Origin of the sequence: Pseudolactococcus laudensis (assembly GCF_013449735.1) — a bacterium.
Classification (GTDB): domain Bacteria; phylum Bacillota; class Bacilli; order Lactobacillales; family Streptococcaceae; genus Pseudolactococcus; species Pseudolactococcus laudensis.
Genome location: NZ_JACBNY010000025.1, coordinates 1 through 16051, shown reverse-complemented (window position 1 = coordinate 16051; position 16051 = coordinate 1). Strand labels below are relative to the sequence as shown.

12 protein-coding genes and 2 pseudogenes are annotated in these 16051 nt (G+C 34.0%); 9 read left to right on the top strand and 5 right to left on the bottom strand.

The window, feature by feature from the left end:
• Positions 1 to 753 precede the first annotated feature (753 nt).
• Complete coding sequence (locus tag HZR21_RS10075; protein ID WP_180747530.1) at positions 754 to 2130, top strand: TrkH family potassium uptake protein; 1377 nt, start codon at positions 754 to 756, stop codon at positions 2128 to 2130.
• A gap of 12 nt (positions 2131 to 2142) precedes the next feature.
• Positions 2143 to 2814, top strand: a complete 672-nt coding sequence (gene ktrA, locus HZR21_RS10070) for a potassium uptake transporter gating subunit KtrA (protein WP_180747529.1) — start codon at positions 2143 to 2145, stop codon at positions 2812 to 2814.
• Between the two features lie 257 nt (positions 2815 to 3071).
• Here the strand turns inward: ktrA and HZR21_RS10065 are convergent, their stop codons facing one another.
• The 5 genes and pseudogenes from HZR21_RS10065 to HZR21_RS10045 form a co-directional block, all read right to left on the bottom strand.
• On the bottom strand, positions 3072 to 3323 hold the full coding sequence (locus HZR21_RS10065; RefSeq protein ID WP_031366110.1) for a metal-sensitive transcriptional regulator: 252 nt from the start codon (positions 3321 to 3323) through the stop codon (positions 3072 to 3074).
• A gap of 254 nt (positions 3324 to 3577) precedes the next feature.
• A complete protein-coding gene (locus HZR21_RS10060) occupies positions 3578 to 6040 on the bottom strand; it encodes an FAD-dependent oxidoreductase (RefSeq protein WP_180747528.1) in 2463 nt (820 codons plus the stop codon).
• 25 nt (positions 6041 to 6065) lie between these two features.
• On the bottom strand, positions 6066 to 7727 hold the full coding sequence (locus HZR21_RS10055) for an FAD-dependent oxidoreductase (protein WP_180747527.1): 1662 nt from the start codon (positions 7725 to 7727) through the stop codon (positions 6066 to 6068).
• Positions 7728 to 8038: pseudogene (locus HZR21_RS10050) on the bottom strand (rhodanese-like domain-containing protein).
• Complete coding sequence (locus HZR21_RS10045) at positions 8038 to 8325, bottom strand: rhodanese-like domain-containing protein (RefSeq protein WP_047916016.1); 288 nt, start codon at positions 8323 to 8325, stop codon at positions 8038 to 8040. Before HZR21_RS10045 ends, HZR21_RS10050 begins: the two are co-directional and overlap by 1 nt.
• Before the next feature lie 183 nt (positions 8326 to 8508).
• Here HZR21_RS10045 and HZR21_RS10040 point away from each other — a divergent pair.
• From HZR21_RS10040 to arsB, 7 genes and pseudogenes are all read left to right on the top strand, one after another.
• A pseudogene (locus HZR21_RS10040) lies at positions 8509 to 8835 on the top strand (transposase); the annotation flags it as partial.
• A 75-nt stretch (positions 8836 to 8910) separates the two neighbouring features.
• Positions 8911 to 9591, top strand: coding sequence for an IS6-like element IS1216 family transposase (locus tag HZR21_RS10035; RefSeq protein WP_180747526.1), 681 nt, complete (start codon positions 8911 to 8913; stop codon positions 9589 to 9591).
• Between the two features lie 450 nt (positions 9592 to 10041).
• The gene (locus HZR21_RS10030; protein ID WP_180747525.1) at positions 10042 to 10389 is read left to right on the top strand and encodes an ArsR/SmtB family transcription factor; all 348 of its coding nucleotides are present in this window, start codon (positions 10042 to 10044) and stop codon (positions 10387 to 10389) included.
• Entirely contained in the window at positions 10386 to 10820 is a 435-nt protein-coding gene (arsD, locus tag HZR21_RS10025; protein WP_180747524.1) for an arsenite efflux transporter metallochaperone ArsD, read from the top strand. Before HZR21_RS10030 ends, arsD begins: the two co-directional genes overlap by 4 nt.
• Before the next feature lie 14 nt (positions 10821 to 10834).
• Entirely contained in the window at positions 10835 to 12550 is a 1716-nt protein-coding gene (arsA, locus tag HZR21_RS10020; RefSeq protein WP_180747531.1) for an arsenical pump-driving ATPase, read from the top strand.
• A gap of 17 nt (positions 12551 to 12567) precedes the next feature.
• Positions 12568 to 14229, top strand: coding sequence for an FAD-dependent oxidoreductase (locus tag HZR21_RS10015; RefSeq protein WP_180747523.1), 1662 nt, complete (start codon positions 12568 to 12570; stop codon positions 14227 to 14229).
• Positions 14230 to 14243: 14 nt separating this feature from the next.
• Positions 14244 to 15305 carry an ACR3 family arsenite efflux transporter gene (arsB, locus tag HZR21_RS10010; protein WP_180747522.1) on the top strand — a complete coding sequence of 354 codons (1062 nt, stop codon included), beginning with the start codon at positions 14244 to 14246 and terminating at the stop codon, positions 15303 to 15305.
• Positions 15306 to 16051: the final 746 nt, after the last annotated feature.

The window sequence follows — 16051 nt, the reverse complement described above, 5'->3', positions numbered from 1 at the left end:
CACTTTTTCTAGCCGCTCAAGAGGGTCTCCTTTTGAACTTAATTTTTCAAGATAGTCGCTATCTCCAAATAAATTCATCTTCAATACCTCGTTAGCTTATTTTTAATCTATTATACCTCTTTTCATACGTTTTTAGAGGTGCCCTATATATGCCATCTTCAACTCAATTATTTATTCATATTTTTGTAATTTTATAATCTGGCAGAATTTTGAGTTTTTTAATTTTTCATTTTAATTATATCTAAAAAAATCTATTAATGCAAGTAGTAATTTATTACTCCAAAGCCTAACATGGAGGCATTTTTTCACTTCCATCACCGTTCTATCATCAGGAATGTACAAGTAAAAAGGATAGGCATTCCTATCCTGAAGTTAAACTTGTCATTTTGTATTCAACCTATCACCTTACTTTACTTGATTATTTTTATGGTAAGTTTTGTAAAATTTGAATATCATGTAACTACCATGACTTGTGTATAACACTTTTAAAAAACAAAATGCTATAATTAAATTAATTCAAAATCTTTTTTTGAGAAAAGAATATCACCAGAAATACTTGAAATACCTAGGTTAGAAATCTTAATCCAACAAGCATAAAAGATACTCAATTATTTTTCAGTGTATCAACGGATTATCTATTAATAAAAACAATCGTTACATTTATATCAATGATGTGTTCAAAAAAATCACTAGGAAGTTACTCAATATATAAATTCAATTTGCATGATTATACTGATGTCTTAAGGAGGAGATGTGAAATTTTTTTTGATTAAATCTTGGTCAATTACCCGACAGATAACTTTCAGTTTTGCTTTAGTCATCCTGATTGGAAGCGTTCTTTTATCTTTGCCTATTTCCCAATATCAAAATAACTATCATACTACCTATCTTGATAATCTTTTTAATGTCATTTCTATGGTTTGTGTAACAGGGCTTTCAATTGCACCAATTTCAGAAATTTACAACGGCATCGGTCAAACTATTTCAATTATTTTGATGCAGATAGGTGGTCTAGGATTAATTACTTTGATTGCCTTTGGTGTATTTGCTCTTCAAAAAAAAATGAATTTCGCAGGTCATACCCTCTTACAATCTGCACTTAATCGAAAAGATAGTAAAAATCTCAAAGAATATCTATTTTTTGCATATAAAACAACGATAATCATTGAGTCTCTATTTGGGATTATTATCATGACTGATTTTATTCCACGGTTTGGAATAAAACATGGCATTTTTAACAGTATATTTTTAACTGTTTCTGCTTTTTGTAATGCTGGATTTGATAATTTTGGCTCATCAAGTTTAAATGCTTTTGTTTTAAACCCCACCATTAATTTTTCAGTCTCAGCATTAATAATATTTGGCGGGATTGGTTTTGCAGTTTGGGACGATGTCATTGCAAATCTAAAACGACTTTTTTTTTCTAAACCAGTAGGTCATGGTATTTTTTATAAAAAATTATCCAACCAAACTCGTTTGATACTGCAAACAACAGTTATTATTTTATTTTTAGGTACACTACTAACATGGTACTTAGAGAAAGATAACCCCAAAACAATTAGTAATTATACCTTTCCTCAACAAATAATGGTCAGCTTTTTTCAGACTGTAACTATGCGTACTGCAGGATTTTCAACTATTTCATTTAAAGACACATTCGCACCTACAAATTTCATTTATATGTTTCAAATGATTATTGGTGGGGGACCTGGTGGAACTGCTGGCGGAATTAAAGTAACGACCTTTGCAATTGCTTTTCTTCTTATAAAATCGGAACTCGTTGGGCAATCATTGGTAACTTTTAGTCACCGTGTTATTGCAAGTAAAACAGTTAAACAAACTATATCGGTATTGCTTTTCTTCTTTACTATTCTTGTTATTGGTTATACCTTATTGTTAAGCTTTGAACCTAACTTAGATCCCTTTTCTTTGCTTTTCGAAACTATTTCGGCTATGAATACTGTTGGCGTTACAATGGATTTGACTTCAAAATTGTCGACACAGGGAAGGATAATCATTATGTTACTGATGTTTATTGGTCGTGTAGGCCCTATAACATTCCTGTTTAGTTTGATTCAAAAGAAGGAAAAGAACATTAATTATGCTGAAACTGATATTTTAGTCGGATAAGGAGATTTTAATATGAAAAAAAAATTGGTGGGAGTTTTAGGTCTAGGAATTTTTGGGCGTGCTGTTGCTAGACAGCTTAGTCAATTTGATCAAGATGTCATTGCCGTTGACATGAAAGAAAATATTGTTAATGAATTTGGAAATATTGTCACCAAAGCTGTACTCGGAGATATAACTGATAAAAATTTTCTGTTAGCTGTCGGACTTGACCATTGTGAAACAGTAGTTGTTGCAACTGGGAATAACTTGGAGTCTTCTGTTCTTGCGATTCTTAATTGTAAAAAAATTGGAATTCCTATAATTATAGCCAAAGCCAAGAACAAAATTTATGAAGAAGTATTATATGGCATTGGTGCAACGGATGTCATTTCTCCTGAAAGAGATTCTGGAAAACAAGTTGCATCAAATATACTTAAACATCATATCGAAAATATCATCTATTTAGAAAATCATGTTTCTATCATTAATTTTAAGATCCCCGAATCTTGGGTAGGGAAAAATTTAGCAGAATTGAGTATCCGTCAAAAATATGAACTAAATATTATCGGCACAAGACTCCATAAAGGAGGTCATTTAAAACTTAATGTTGACCCTAATACCCCTCTACCTCCTAATATCATTTTAGTTGGTATTGCTAATGACCATACTTTCGAAAAATTTGATTACCTTGGTTATCTCAAATAAATATTTGAAACAATATTTTCATCTAATCTAACATACTAAGACAAGAAATTATCTTGTCTTAGTAGTACTCCCGATAACTTGGACTAAATATCCAAAATATGGGGAGTTTTATTAAAATATGTCATACATAAAAAAGAATTTCGAGCATAGTTTATCCCGAAATTCTTTTTTATCATCTTATATGAAATATGGGTTCTAATACTATATTTTATGTGTATTAGTCATAGCATTGTTCTAATTAATCTATCACCTATAGATCATTTCTTGATAATCATTTTAATTGCTTGTTCTATTTTAATGTCCTTATCAGACGAGTCATCGAGTAAACAAGACTTAAGATTCTCTGCAACAATGACTCCAATCAAACTATCAAGACTTGAACGAACAGCAGAAAGCTGTGTAATAACATCAACACACTCCCTATCTTCCTCCATCATCCGCAAGATACCTTGAAGTTGACCTGTAGCACGTTTAATTCGATTTTCCATTTTATTATTATAACTATTCATATAAAAATTATACACTCTTCTTAACTTCCAAACTCAACAATAATCTCTTGAATTGAGCATTTGATTACAATTCTTCTATTTTTCACTTCTTTTCCAATTTCTTGACTCGTCAGGTTGACATACCTTCAATATTAATAGCAAATGGTGTATTGAAATTTTCATCTACGGTTAGTTTGCAATTTAACCGTAGATTCAGACAACTCCCCAACAAGTCCTTGCAAGATGTGAAAGTATTATCGCCGATATACAATTATTTATATAAATAATTGCATGTTAGCTTCTTCACTGTCTCCAATAAATGTTGCAACACCGCCATACTCTACCCAATCAAAAAGTTCTACTTTATCAATTCCCATAATGTCCATGCTCATAGTACAAGCAACAAATTTTACTCCCAATTGATGAGCTTTTTCAATCATGATAGGTAAAGCATCAACATTTTTTTGTTTCATCACTTCTTTAATCATCGCAGAGCCCATGCCTGCCATGTTCATTTTAGAAATCGGCATTTGATTAGCTTGGCTCGGCAACATTATATCAAAAAGCTTTGCTATACCTTTTTTCTTAATTTTGACATTCTTTTTAAGCAAATTTAAGCCCCAGAAAGTGCAAAAAATGGTTACCTCTTTACCAAATGAAGCTGCACCTGTTGCAATAATCATACTAGCAAGTGCCTTATCGAGATCACCAGAAAAAAGAACAATTGTTGCTCCTTTTGGAGTCGTGGTCATTGTACCTTCAGATATCTTTGATAATGCCTTTAAGACTTCATCGGGATTTTCTTTTCCCTTTAAAACAGTTGCAACAATTTTGTTGCCTTCAATTTCGTTTTTGATAACTGTATTACCTGTTGCTTTTGCCCAATTTTCAATATCCGCAGCGAAACCAAAGTCACTCGCCTTAATATTCAAACGTTGACCTAATTCCATTTTGTCGATATTTTCTTTGACCTTTAATATTGGGCCTGGACACTGGAGACCGCAAGCATCAAGTTCTATATCTTCACCATTAAAAGTTTGCGAAGTTTTTGGCTTATCAAGATTTTCAGACTTGAATGTAATATTCCGAAGTTGATATTTACTATTTTTATAAGTTTTATATCCACCATCAAGATTTTTCACTTCAAATCCTTTTTGCATAAGAATTCTTGCTGCATTGTAGCCACGTGCCCCGACTTGACAATACACATATATCGTTTGATCTTTTGGCAATTCGTTGAGACGATCTCGAAGTTGGTTCAATGGTATTTGAATGCCACCTTCAATCAAGCCAGTCGCTAACTCAAAATCTTCCCGCACATCAAGGAAATATGCACCAGCTGCTTTCAAATCCGAAATTTCTGACCATTGAAAAGTTGAGACTTTCTCATGCATCATATTATCCGCTGTATACCCTAACATATTGACCGGATCTTTGGCGGATGAATAAGGAGGTGCATAAGATAATTCAATTTTTGCTAAATCTGGTGCTTTCGCGCCAAATTTCATCGCAGTCGCTATTACATCAATACGCTTTTCAACGCCTTCTACCCCGACAGCTTGAGCCCCAAAAATCTTACCATCTTTTCTTCCAAACAAGAGCTTCAGTGCTATGGGAGAAGCACCTGGATAATATCCTGCGTGTGAATTTGGATGAATATGAATTACTTCATACTCAATCCCTTGACTCTTGAGTAAACGCTCTGAATTGCCTGTTCCCGCTACTGTAAGCTCAAAAACTTTTGCAACAGAAGTCCCTTGCGTTCCTGTATATTCAGCTTCCATTCCGTTGATGACATCTGCTACCAAACGCCCTTGACGGTTTGCAGGCCATGCTAGTGGAATATTGGTAGGAAGGCCAGAAACCGCATCTTCAACTTCAATCACATCACCAATAGCATATATATCAGCGTGATTTGTTCTCATTTGCCGGTCAACTTTGATAGCCCCTTTAAAACCAAGCTCAATATTGGCATCTTTTGCAAGTGAATTTTCGGGAACTACACCGATTGATAAAATCGTCATATCGGTATCTAATATTTGTCCATCATTGAGTTCAATTTTCATGCCATTATCATGAAAAGACTTTAACCCATTGTTAAGAAGTAGTTTTACACCATGCATATTAATCTGACTATGGAGCATTTGAGCAAGTTCTATATCAATATTAGGCATGACTTGTGGTGACATTTCCACAAGTTGAACATTAAGTCCAAGTTCAACAAGATTCTCCATCATCTCAAGACCAATAAAACCACCCCCAATAACGGTTGCAGTTTTAATATTAAATTTAGATATATGTGCTTTAATCTTATCCATATCCGGAATATTTCGCAAAGTGAACACATTCTTTGCATTAGAAAGACCTGGAATCTGAGGTATAATTGCTTTTGCACCTGTTGATATAATTAATTTATCAAAGTTTTCTTCATAAGTTTCGCCAGTTTCCTGATTTTTAACAATTACTTTATGATCCTCAGGATGAACTTCTAACACTTCACTGAGTACTCGAATATCAAGGTTATACTGTGCACTCATCCCTTCTGGTGTTTGAAGCAATAAATCCTCTCGTTCTTTAATAACTTTCCCAACATGATAAGGCAAACCACAATTAGCGAAAGAAATATATGGTCCTTTTTCAAAGAGAACTATCTCGTCTTCTTCTGATAATCGACGTAAACGGGTTGCAGCAGTAGCACCACCAGCAACACCACCAATAATTACAATTTTTTTAGCCATTTTTTAACTTTCCTATTTAGTTATTTTAATTTTTTTGTGTTGGTTTTTCTATCAGCTCTTGTGTGGCTTTGCTGTATAGACCGTAAGCACCATCAAGATTTTTTACATCAAAGCCTTCTTGCTTCATAATTCGTTCTGCATTGTAGCTTCGTAGTCCTGATTGGCAACTCACAATATAGGATTTTGTTTTATCAAGTTCCCCTAGTCTTGAACGTAATTCATCAAGAGGAATATTTACTGAATGGACAAATTTCCCTCTTGCTATCTCATCAGGGTTTCTAACATCAAGTAATATTTTTCCTTGATGCAATTCTTCTGCAAACTCATGCCATTGAATGTTGGATGATTGCCCAAGCGCAATATTCATTGCAGCATAGCCAACCATATTGACAGGATCTTTAGCTGAACCAAATGGTGGTGCATAAGTGAACTCTAATTCAGGTAAATCAAAGATTGTCAATCCTGCTTTTATCGCAGTTGAAAGAATGTCTATGCGCTTGTCAATACCTTTTTGACCAACTGCTTGTGCACCATATATTTCGCCATTATCAGGGTTAAATATGAGTTTCAATGTAATTGCACTCGCCCCTGGATAATACCCTGCATGATCATTCGCAGTAATATGAATTGCTTTATAAGTTAAATTTGATAATTGAACTTGACGCTCCGACAAGCCTGTACTTGCAGCCTGTAAATTAAATACACGTACGATTGCTGTACCTTGTGAACCTTTATTTTTAGATGATAATCCCGAAATAATATCAGCTACTTGTCTTCCTTGACGATTTGCTGGACTAGCAAGTGAGATTAATGAATCTTGACCAATTTGATTTTTTACAACAATTGCATCTCCAACTGCATAAATATCTTTGATAGAAGTTTCGTATTGTTCATCAACAACAATACCATCTCGGAACCCGAGTTTAATACCAGCAAGTTTTGCAAGCGATGTTTCGGGCTTAATACCTACTGATAGGATTGTTAAATCTGATACTATCACTTCACCGCTATCAAGTAAAATCTCATTACCCGAAAATTTAACAGCTTCTGCATTCGTCAAAACCTTAACACTATTTTTTGTAAGTTCTTCATTGACAAAAGCTGCCATCTCAGCATCAATCGGTGGTAAGACATGAGGAGCTTTTTCTACAATTGTTACTTGTAATCCACGATTTGCTAGATTTTCAGCCATTTCAAGGCCTATAAAGCCTGCCCCAATAATTGTCGCCCTTTTAGGATTATTCATCTTTATGAACTCAACAATCCTATCAACATCAGGAATATTGCGTAACGTAAAAATGTTTTCAGAGTCATTCAAACCAATAATATCGGGCAAAAATGGTCTTGCTCCAGGAGATAAAATTAATTTGTCATAGCTTTCGATGTATTCTTCTCCCTCTGAAAGGACTGTCACTGTTTTTGTTTCGCTATCAATTTTTACAACTTCAGATTTTTCACGAACATCAATGTTAAATCGTTTTTTCAAGGCGGTAGCCGATTGAACTATGAGTCCTTCACGCTCTTTTATTTCTCCGCTTACATAATAAGGCAAACCACAGTTTGCAAATGAGACATAAGACCCTTTCTCAAATACAATTATTTCAGCATCTTCATTTAATCGACGCAAACGGGTTGCTGCAGACATCCCACCGGCAACTCCACCGATAATCAAAAATCTCTTTGTCATTTAGTTTACCATTTTTCCCTTCCATGCCATCATGCCACCATTTACATTTACAACATCCAACCCCTTTTTTTCAAAATTTTATAAGCTCGACGAGATCGCATACCAGACTGACAAATCACTGCAACTCTCACCCCTTTAGGGGCTGTAAATGAGCTAATCTGACCTAAAGGAATGTTTCTAGAGCCTTTGATATGTCCAGAAGCATACTCGCTTGTTTCTCGTACATCAATCAACTGCATCTTTTTCGTTTTCAAAGCTACAGACAAATCAGAAGTTGAGATAGCATCTATTTTCTTAAACCAATTAAACATTAATATTCTAACACTCCTCTGAATGATGATGTTCCGCCTTGAACATTAGTGATAGTTAACCCTTGCATTTCAAGCCATTGACAGACATTTGTTGAACGCGCACCAGATTGACAAATAATGTAGTCTCCTTCTTTTATTTCGCTTACTCGCCCTTCTATTTCACTCATCGGGATATTAATCGCACCTGGAACATGTCCATTACTGTATTCGTAGCCTTCACGCACATCAATCACTCGAATATTCTCCGAAAGCTTAGTTTTAAGTTCTTCTGCTGTTATATTTTTCACCTTACAAACTCCAATATATTTATATACTCATTATATACCCATAAGGGTATATTTGCAACTAATTAGAATCAGTTATAGATTATCTTATGTTCACTTCAATCTGGCATTATACATTTAGGGCACCTCTAAAAACGTATGAAAAGAGGTATAATAGATTAAAAATAGGCTAACGAGGTATTGAAGATGAATTTATTTGGAGATAGCGACTATCTTGAAAAATTAAGTTCAAAAGGAGACCCTCTTGAGCGGCTAGAAAAAGTGGTTGATTTCGAGTGTTTTCGCCCAACTCTTAACCGGATTTTTAAGTATGATTTAAAAAACAAATCTCATGGTGGTAGACCGCCCTATGACCTTGTTTTAATGTTGAAAATTCTAATTTTACAACGCTTATACAATCTATCTGATGATGCAATGGAATATCAAATGATTGACCGGATTTCGTTTAGAAGATTCCTTAAGATTGATGACAAGGTACCAGACGCAAAGACTATCTGGAACTTTAGAAATCAGCGGTTCTGTTGCAAAGTTTTAAATCTACTATCAAATAAGGTAGAATAATAGAAAAAGATAGCAGGGGGAATGACGATGAATCATTTTAAAGGAAAGCAATTTCAGCAGGATGTGATTATTGTAGCCGTGGGCTACTATCTTCGTTATAACCTTAGCTATCGTGAAGTTCAAGAAATCTTATATGATCGTGGCATTAACGTTTCTCATACGACGATTTATCGTTGGGTGCAAGAATATGGCAAACTACTCTATCAAATTTGGAAAAAGAAAAATAAAAAATCCTTTTATTCATGGAAAATGGATGAAACGTACATCAAAATTAAAGGAAAATGGCATTATTTGTATCGAGCCATCGATGCAGATGGTTTAACCTTGGATATTTGGTTACGTAAAAAACGGGACACACAAGTAGCCTATGCTTTTCTTAAGCGGTTAGTGAAGCAGTTTGATGAACCGAAGGTTGTAGTCACAGATAAATCCCCCTCTATTACAAGTGCCTTTAAGAAACTAAAAGAATACGGCTTTTATCAAGGGACAGAACATCGTACCATTAAATACCTGAATAATTTGATTGAACAAGACCATCTTCCAGTAAAGAGACGCAATAAATTCTATCGAAGTTTACGCACTGCCTCTACCACGATTAAAGGCATGGAATCCATCCGAGGATTATATAAGAAAACCCGAAAAGAAGGCACTCTCTTCGGGTTTTCGGTCTGTACTGAAATCAAGGTATTATTGGGAATCCCAGCTTAAATCATAGATACCGTAAGGGATTTTATTCTTTATTTAAAACTTTGCAACAGAACCAGCGGAATTATAAAATTTAGAACAAATACTCAGTTAAACAAACGGAGTATTTAATTTTCTTAACGTCATATCTTAATTATATGATCAGATTGATTTCAGTATCCCAATGTGTTGTTAAACATCTGTATATGGGGATTTTATATTTTCCTCAATATAGATATTATTTCCAAATTTTGAATTATGAAAATGTGGAATCATTTGTTTCGAAGTGACATACATATAATAGTCATAACCAAAATCGATAGTTAAGTTATCACTAGTTAATTTTGTCCAAATAAAATCTCTTAGTTGTAACTCTAACACTCTTGATAATTCATCTATATTTGATTTGACAAAACATAAATAATCATTTATATTTATATATAAATGATTATTTATGTTTTAGGAAGGAATAATATGGACTATGAAAATATGATTGTTGGACTTAAAGCTTTAGCTGAACCAAACCGTTTAAAGATTGTTGATTTACTTTCATGTGGAACAAAATGTGCTTGCGATCTTTTAGAACACTTTGATTTTTCTCAACCAGCACTTTCACACCATATGAAAGTGCTAGAAAAAGCGGAAATAATAACGGTTGAGAAAAAAGCAACGTGGAATTACTATTCATTGAGTGAAAAATTTACATTCAATTTTCAAGATTTATGTAAATCTCTTTTTTCTCATGATGACAAAACATGCATATGTGGCATAGAAATAAATGATTGCTCTTGCAGCAATAAAGAAGGAAATAGATTAAAATGAAAAAAATTGAAATATTTGAAACAGCAATGTGTTGTTCTACAGGAGTATGTGGGCCATCAGTTGATTCAGAGTTATTACGTATCACAAATTTGATGGATAGTTTAAAAGATAATAAAGAAATCAAAGCATTTCGATATAATTTGACAAGCAATCCGCAAGTGTTTGTTGTCAACAAAACTATTTTGAACCTTCTTCAAAGCAAAGGTAATGAAATATTGCCTGTAACTATGGTAGATGATACAGTGATAAAAACAGGTGACTATCCAACAATGTCAGAATTTCAGGCACATTGTGAAACTCTTGATGAAGCGGAGAGTGGCTCTTGCTGTGATACCTCAGAAGGTTGTTGCGTTGTTGATGAAGAAATAGGAGTAGAAGTTGAATCGAAAACTAAAGGTCCTTGTTGTGACGGAAATACAGGATGTTGTTAATTGAGGGAAAGAAAATGAAGTTATATAATCCGCAAGAAATAGGCTTAACAAAGTATCTCTTTTTTACAGGTAAAGGTGGAGTTGGTAAAACAACTTCTGCATGTGCAACAGCCGTTAATCTCGCTGATTCAGGAAAGATGGTAATTCTTGTAAGTACTGACCCTGCTTCAAATCTTCAAGATGTTTTTCAAACTGAACTAACAAATAAACCAAAAGCTATTGATCAAATTCCAAATCTAAAAGTTGCTAATTTTGACCCTATCACTGCTGCTAATGATTATAAAGAGAGTATTATAGGCCCTTATAGAGGAGTTCTTCCAGATTCTGTAGTTGAAAATATGGAAGAACAGTTATCTGGCTCTTGTACGGTGGAAATTGCAGCGTTTAATGAATTTGCAGCGTTTTTAACGGATAAGTCAGTTGAGAGCGAGTATGATTATGTTATTTTCGATACAGCTCCAACAGGTCACACGTTAAGAATGCTTGCATTACCTTCTGCATGGTCTAATTATTTAGATGAAAATGATATAGGTGTTTCTTGTTTAGGTCAACTCTCTGGACTAGGTAATAAAAAAGAAAGCTACGAACAGGCTGTAGAAACCCTATCTGACGGCAAATTAACCACCTTAATGCTTGTCACTCGTCCACAAAGAGCAGCAATTCAAGAAGCAAGCAAAGCTTCAAAGGACCTCTCTGATTTAGGTATCCATAATCAAAAATTAATCATCAATGGTTTGTTAGATAGTGCCGACGATGAAATATCAGAAATTATTTATAATCAACAAAGAAATGATTTAGATAACCTACCTCAAGAAATAAAAGACTACGAACAGCTTTATATCCCGTTACGACCATATAATGTCACTGGTTTAGATAAAATACGTGTGCTTCTATCTGAAAAACAACCAGAGATTGCATTAATAAGTTCAAACTTTATAGATTATTCCGATATATCTGATATTATTAATAATTTTGTTAATACAGATAAGAAAATTATTTTTACAATGGGTAAAGGTGGAGTTGGTAAAACGACAATAGCAATAAAAATAGCGCAAGCCTTGAAAAAACGTGGTAAAAAAGTTCATCTGGCAACGACAGACCCTGCAGACCATCTTAATTTTTATTTAGGTGATACTTCAGGCTTATCTTATAGTCATATTGATGAAGAAAAAGAACTTCGAGAATACAAAGAAGAAGTATTAGCTAAAGCACGAGAAACTATGTCAGGGGATGATTTTGATTATATCAAAGAAGATTTAGAATCTCCTTGTACACAAGAAATCGCTGTATTCCGTGCTTTTGCTGAAATAGTTGGAAAAGCTGACGATGAAATAGTTGTCATTGATACAGCTCCAACAGGTCATACATTGTTACTTTTAAAATCTACACAGAGTTATGCTAAAGAAGTGGAAAGAACAAATGGTGAAGTTCCTGAAGCAATTCAGAAACTACTCCCTCGTTTGCAAAATCCTGAAGAAACAGAAGTTCTTATGGTCACATTGCCTGAGACAACACCTGTTTATGAATCAATGAGACTCGCTGATGATTTAGATAGAGCAAATATTGCTCATACTTGGTGGTTAGTAAACCAAAGCATGGTTGCTACTCATACAAATAATGCTGTTTTGAAAGCTATAGCTTCAAATGAAATCAAATGGATTGAAAAGGTTGCTAAGCTCTCTGATAATAAATACGCTGTTGAAAAATGGCAACCTAACTTTGAAAAATAGGAAAATGGAGTACTTCTATGAAAATAATTATTATTGGATCTGTTGCTTCTGGAACTAGTGTAGCTGCTAAAGCACGTAGAAATACAGAAAGTGCAGAGATTACTCTTTATGATAAAGATACTGATATTTCTTATGCTGTATGTGGTATTCCTTACGCAATTGGTGGAGAAATAGCTGATTTTGAAGAGTTGACACCACGTGATGCAAAGTGGTTTAAAAAGCGTTATAACGTTGATATACATACTTCACATGAAGTACTATGCATTAATCATTCTACAAAAATAGTAACAGTAAAAAATTTATTAACTGGGGATGTATTTGAAGATAAATATGATGTTTTAGTTTTTGCTACAGGGGCAACATATCGTACTCCTGATGCATTTTTAGGTAAACATTTCGAAAATGTTTTTCAAGTGAGAAATATTAATAGCGGAAAAGAAATTAAGTCTTTTATTGAAAACGAAAAGCCTATGACTGCTGTAATTGTAGGAGCAGGATATATAGGTCTTGAAGTTGCTGAGCAGCTTAAAGCACGTGGAATTGAAGTCACAATTCTTCAACGTGGTAAGCATCCTTTGTCACATTTAGACTGGGATATGTCTATTCGTATTGAAGATGAAATGATAAAACAAGGCATTGATTTCCGATCTGAAGAAACAATACAAACGTTAAATGGAAGTTCTCGACTTGATGAAGCAATCACCAATAAAGGAACAAAATTATCTGCGGATATGTATATCTTAGCAACTGGTGTCCAACCTAATGTATCCTTAGCTCAATCCATTGGCGTAAAACTTGGAGAAACAGGTGCAATTGCTACAGATAGTACACTTCAAACGAATATACCTGGAGTATACGCAGTGGGTGATGTAGCAGAAAGTTTCCACGTTATTACAGGCAAGCCTACTTATCGTCCTTTAGCTTCCACAGCAAACAAGATGGGGAGAATTGCAGGAGATGCTATGACAGGTGGTCCCCTTCGATTTCAAGGTGTTTTAGGAACTGGTATCTTGCGTTTCTTTGATTTAACAATTGCTCAAACTGGACTAACAGAAAAAGAAGCTTTAGCTGAAGGTTATGAAGTTGCAGTATTGTTTAATATTAAGGCAGATAAACCAGACTATATGCACGGTAAAGAAATGGTTATTAAGGCAGTGGCTGACAAGCTCACTCATCGTATTTTGGGTGTGCAAATTATTGGGCCTCAAGGCGTGGATAAAAGAATAGATGTTTTTGCTTCAACAATAACTTTAGGAGTCACTGCAGAAGACTTATTCCACATGGACTTAGCCTATGCACCACCATTTTCTACTACAAAAGATCCATTAGCATATACAGGTATGGCATTAACCAATGCACTAACAACAGCTCCACTTATCACTCCGCATGACTTAATGGAACTTCAAAAAAACAATGAAAATATTACAATTATTGATACCCGAGCTCCAAAAAGTTATGAAAAAAATCATGTAGCTAACGCTATTAACATACCATTGTCAGAGCTACGAGAAAAGGCTTCAACACTTGATAAAAATAAGAAAACAATTGTTTATTGTAATAAAGGAGTGACAGGTAACGCTTCTCAAAATGTATTGAGAAATAAAGGCTTTAAAGAAGTTTATAACTTATCGGGTGGAAATAATAATTATCAGGAGTTGGTAAAGAAACAACAAAATTAGGAGAAAAGTAAAAAATGAATCAAGTAACTAAGAAGCTCTCATTTTTAGATCGTTACCTCACATTATGGATTTTTGTAGCAATGGGTATAGGTGTAGCTTTGGGATATTTTGTACCAAGTGTTGCAACAACTATTAATAACCTATCAATCGGCACTACATCTATACCTATTGCTATCGGTTTAATTCTCATGATGTATCCTCCATTGGCAAAAGTGAAATATGGAGAAATGGGGAAAGTATTTAAAGATTGGAAAGTACTCTTACTTTCTCTTATTCAAAACTGGATTATTGGTCCGATATTGATGTTTGTCCTTGCAATTGTATTTTTACAAGGTTATCCTAGCTACATGGTTGGTTTAATTATGATAGGACTTGCTCGTTGTATTGCTATGGTTCTTGTTTGGACAGACTTAGCACATGGAGATAGCGAGTATACGGCAGGTCTTGTAGCTTTCAACTCTCTTTTCCAAGTATTTTTTTATTCTATCTTTGCATATTTCTTTGTAACTTTACTTCCAAAATGGTTGGGATTAGGAGATTATACCGTACATATTACAATTGGTGAAATAGCAACTTCAGTGTTTATTTACCTAGGGATTCCTTTCATTGCAGGGATTATTTCCCACTTTGGATTGATAAAACTTAAAGGTAAAACATGGTTTGAAGAAAAATTTATTCCCAAAGTAAGTCGTCTTACATTGATTGCTCTTTTATTTACAATTATTATTATGTTTGCAGTAAAAGGAGATAAAGTAGTAGAATTACCACTTGATGTAGTAAGAATTGCGATTCCCCTTCTATTATACTTTGTCTTGATGTTCTTTATATCTTTCTTTATGTCTAAGAAAATGGGAGCGAGCTATCCAGTAGCAACATCTCTTTCCTTTACAGCAGGAAGCAATAACTTTGAGCTTGCGATTGCTGTCGCTGTTGGTGTATTTGGGATTAACTCAGGCGAAGCCTTTGCTGCAGTAATTGGTCCACTTGTGGAAGTTCCAGTTATGATTGCTTTGGTTAATGTTGCACTTAAAATGAAAAACAAATACTTTAAAGATAAAGAAAAATTTGAAGTGTAGATGGAGGACTTTGAAATGAAATTCAAGTTTAACTCTCTTTCTTCATTTAAAGAAAAATCATTACCCAATTTTACGGTTGAGAATAACGGATCTAGCATTATAAAAAGAATTTAATAATATGAATGAAGCAATTGAGCATGTTTCCGAAAATTATCGATTTTTAAAGACCGAAGATGAAACTTCATTCATTGTGGTGAGAAGTATTTTTGAGGTTAATTGAAGTTATATAAAATCAAAAGTTGTTAGGAGTTTCTAACGACTTTTCTCTTTATTAATTTTTTTGGTAGAATATATGTAAAATGTGAAATATTTGGAAGGAAAATAAAATTTTTTAATAAATTTATAGGTGAGGAGATAGGAGTATATAGCAGTATAGGGGTGCTAAAACAAGGTAACCATGGTATAATATCACTTGTAGAAAAGTTAAGACGGTGGCTATCTTTGAGAGGTGGTGGTGCTTATGAAAGTAAACATCAAAATCTATAGAGAGGAGATGCCTGTTTGTCAGTCTATCAAGCGTTAAGCCTAATGATTGCTTTTGCAATTCTAGTCTTAAAACTTAATGACAAGAACAAAAAATAATTGTCTTATACTTTAGCAGGTTAGACAATTATTTTTATAGGGCACCTCTAAAAACGTATGAAAAGAGGTATAATAGATTAAAAATAAGCTAACGAGGTATTGAAGATGAATTTATTTGGAGATAGCGACTATCTTGAAAAATTAAGTTTAAAAGGAGACCCTCT

Bases quoted from the DNA above. Each gene is read 5' to 3' on its own strand.
- ktrA (WP_180747529.1), top strand. From the start codon at position 2,143: ATGAAAAAAAAATTGGTGGGAGTTTTAGGTCTAGGAATTTTTGGGCGT.
- HZR21_RS10065 (WP_031366110.1), bottom strand. From the start codon at position 3,323: ATGAATAGTTATAATAATAAAATGGAAAATCGAATTAAACGTGCTACA.
- HZR21_RS10060 (WP_180747528.1), bottom strand. From the start codon at position 6,040: ATGGCTAAAAAAATTGTAATTATTGGTGGTGTTGCTGGTGGTGCTACT.
- HZR21_RS10055 (WP_180747527.1), bottom strand. From the start codon at position 7,727: ATGACAAAGAGATTTTTGATTATCGGTGGAGTTGCCGGTGGGATGTCT.
- HZR21_RS10035 (WP_180747526.1), top strand. From the start codon at position 8,911: ATGAATCATTTTAAAGGAAAGCAATTTCAGCAGGATGTGATTATTGTA.
- HZR21_RS10030 (WP_180747525.1), top strand. From the start codon at position 10,042: ATGGACTATGAAAATATGATTGTTGGACTTAAAGCTTTAGCTGAACCA.
- arsD (WP_180747524.1), top strand. From the start codon at position 10,386: ATGAAAAAAATTGAAATATTTGAAACAGCAATGTGTTGTTCTACAGGA.
- arsA (WP_180747531.1), top strand. From the start codon at position 10,835: ATGAAGTTATATAATCCGCAAGAAATAGGCTTAACAAAGTATCTCTTT.
- HZR21_RS10015 (WP_180747523.1), top strand. From the start codon at position 12,568: ATGAAAATAATTATTATTGGATCTGTTGCTTCTGGAACTAGTGTAGCT.
- arsB (WP_180747522.1), top strand. From the start codon at position 14,244: ATGAATCAAGTAACTAAGAAGCTCTCATTTTTAGATCGTTACCTCACA.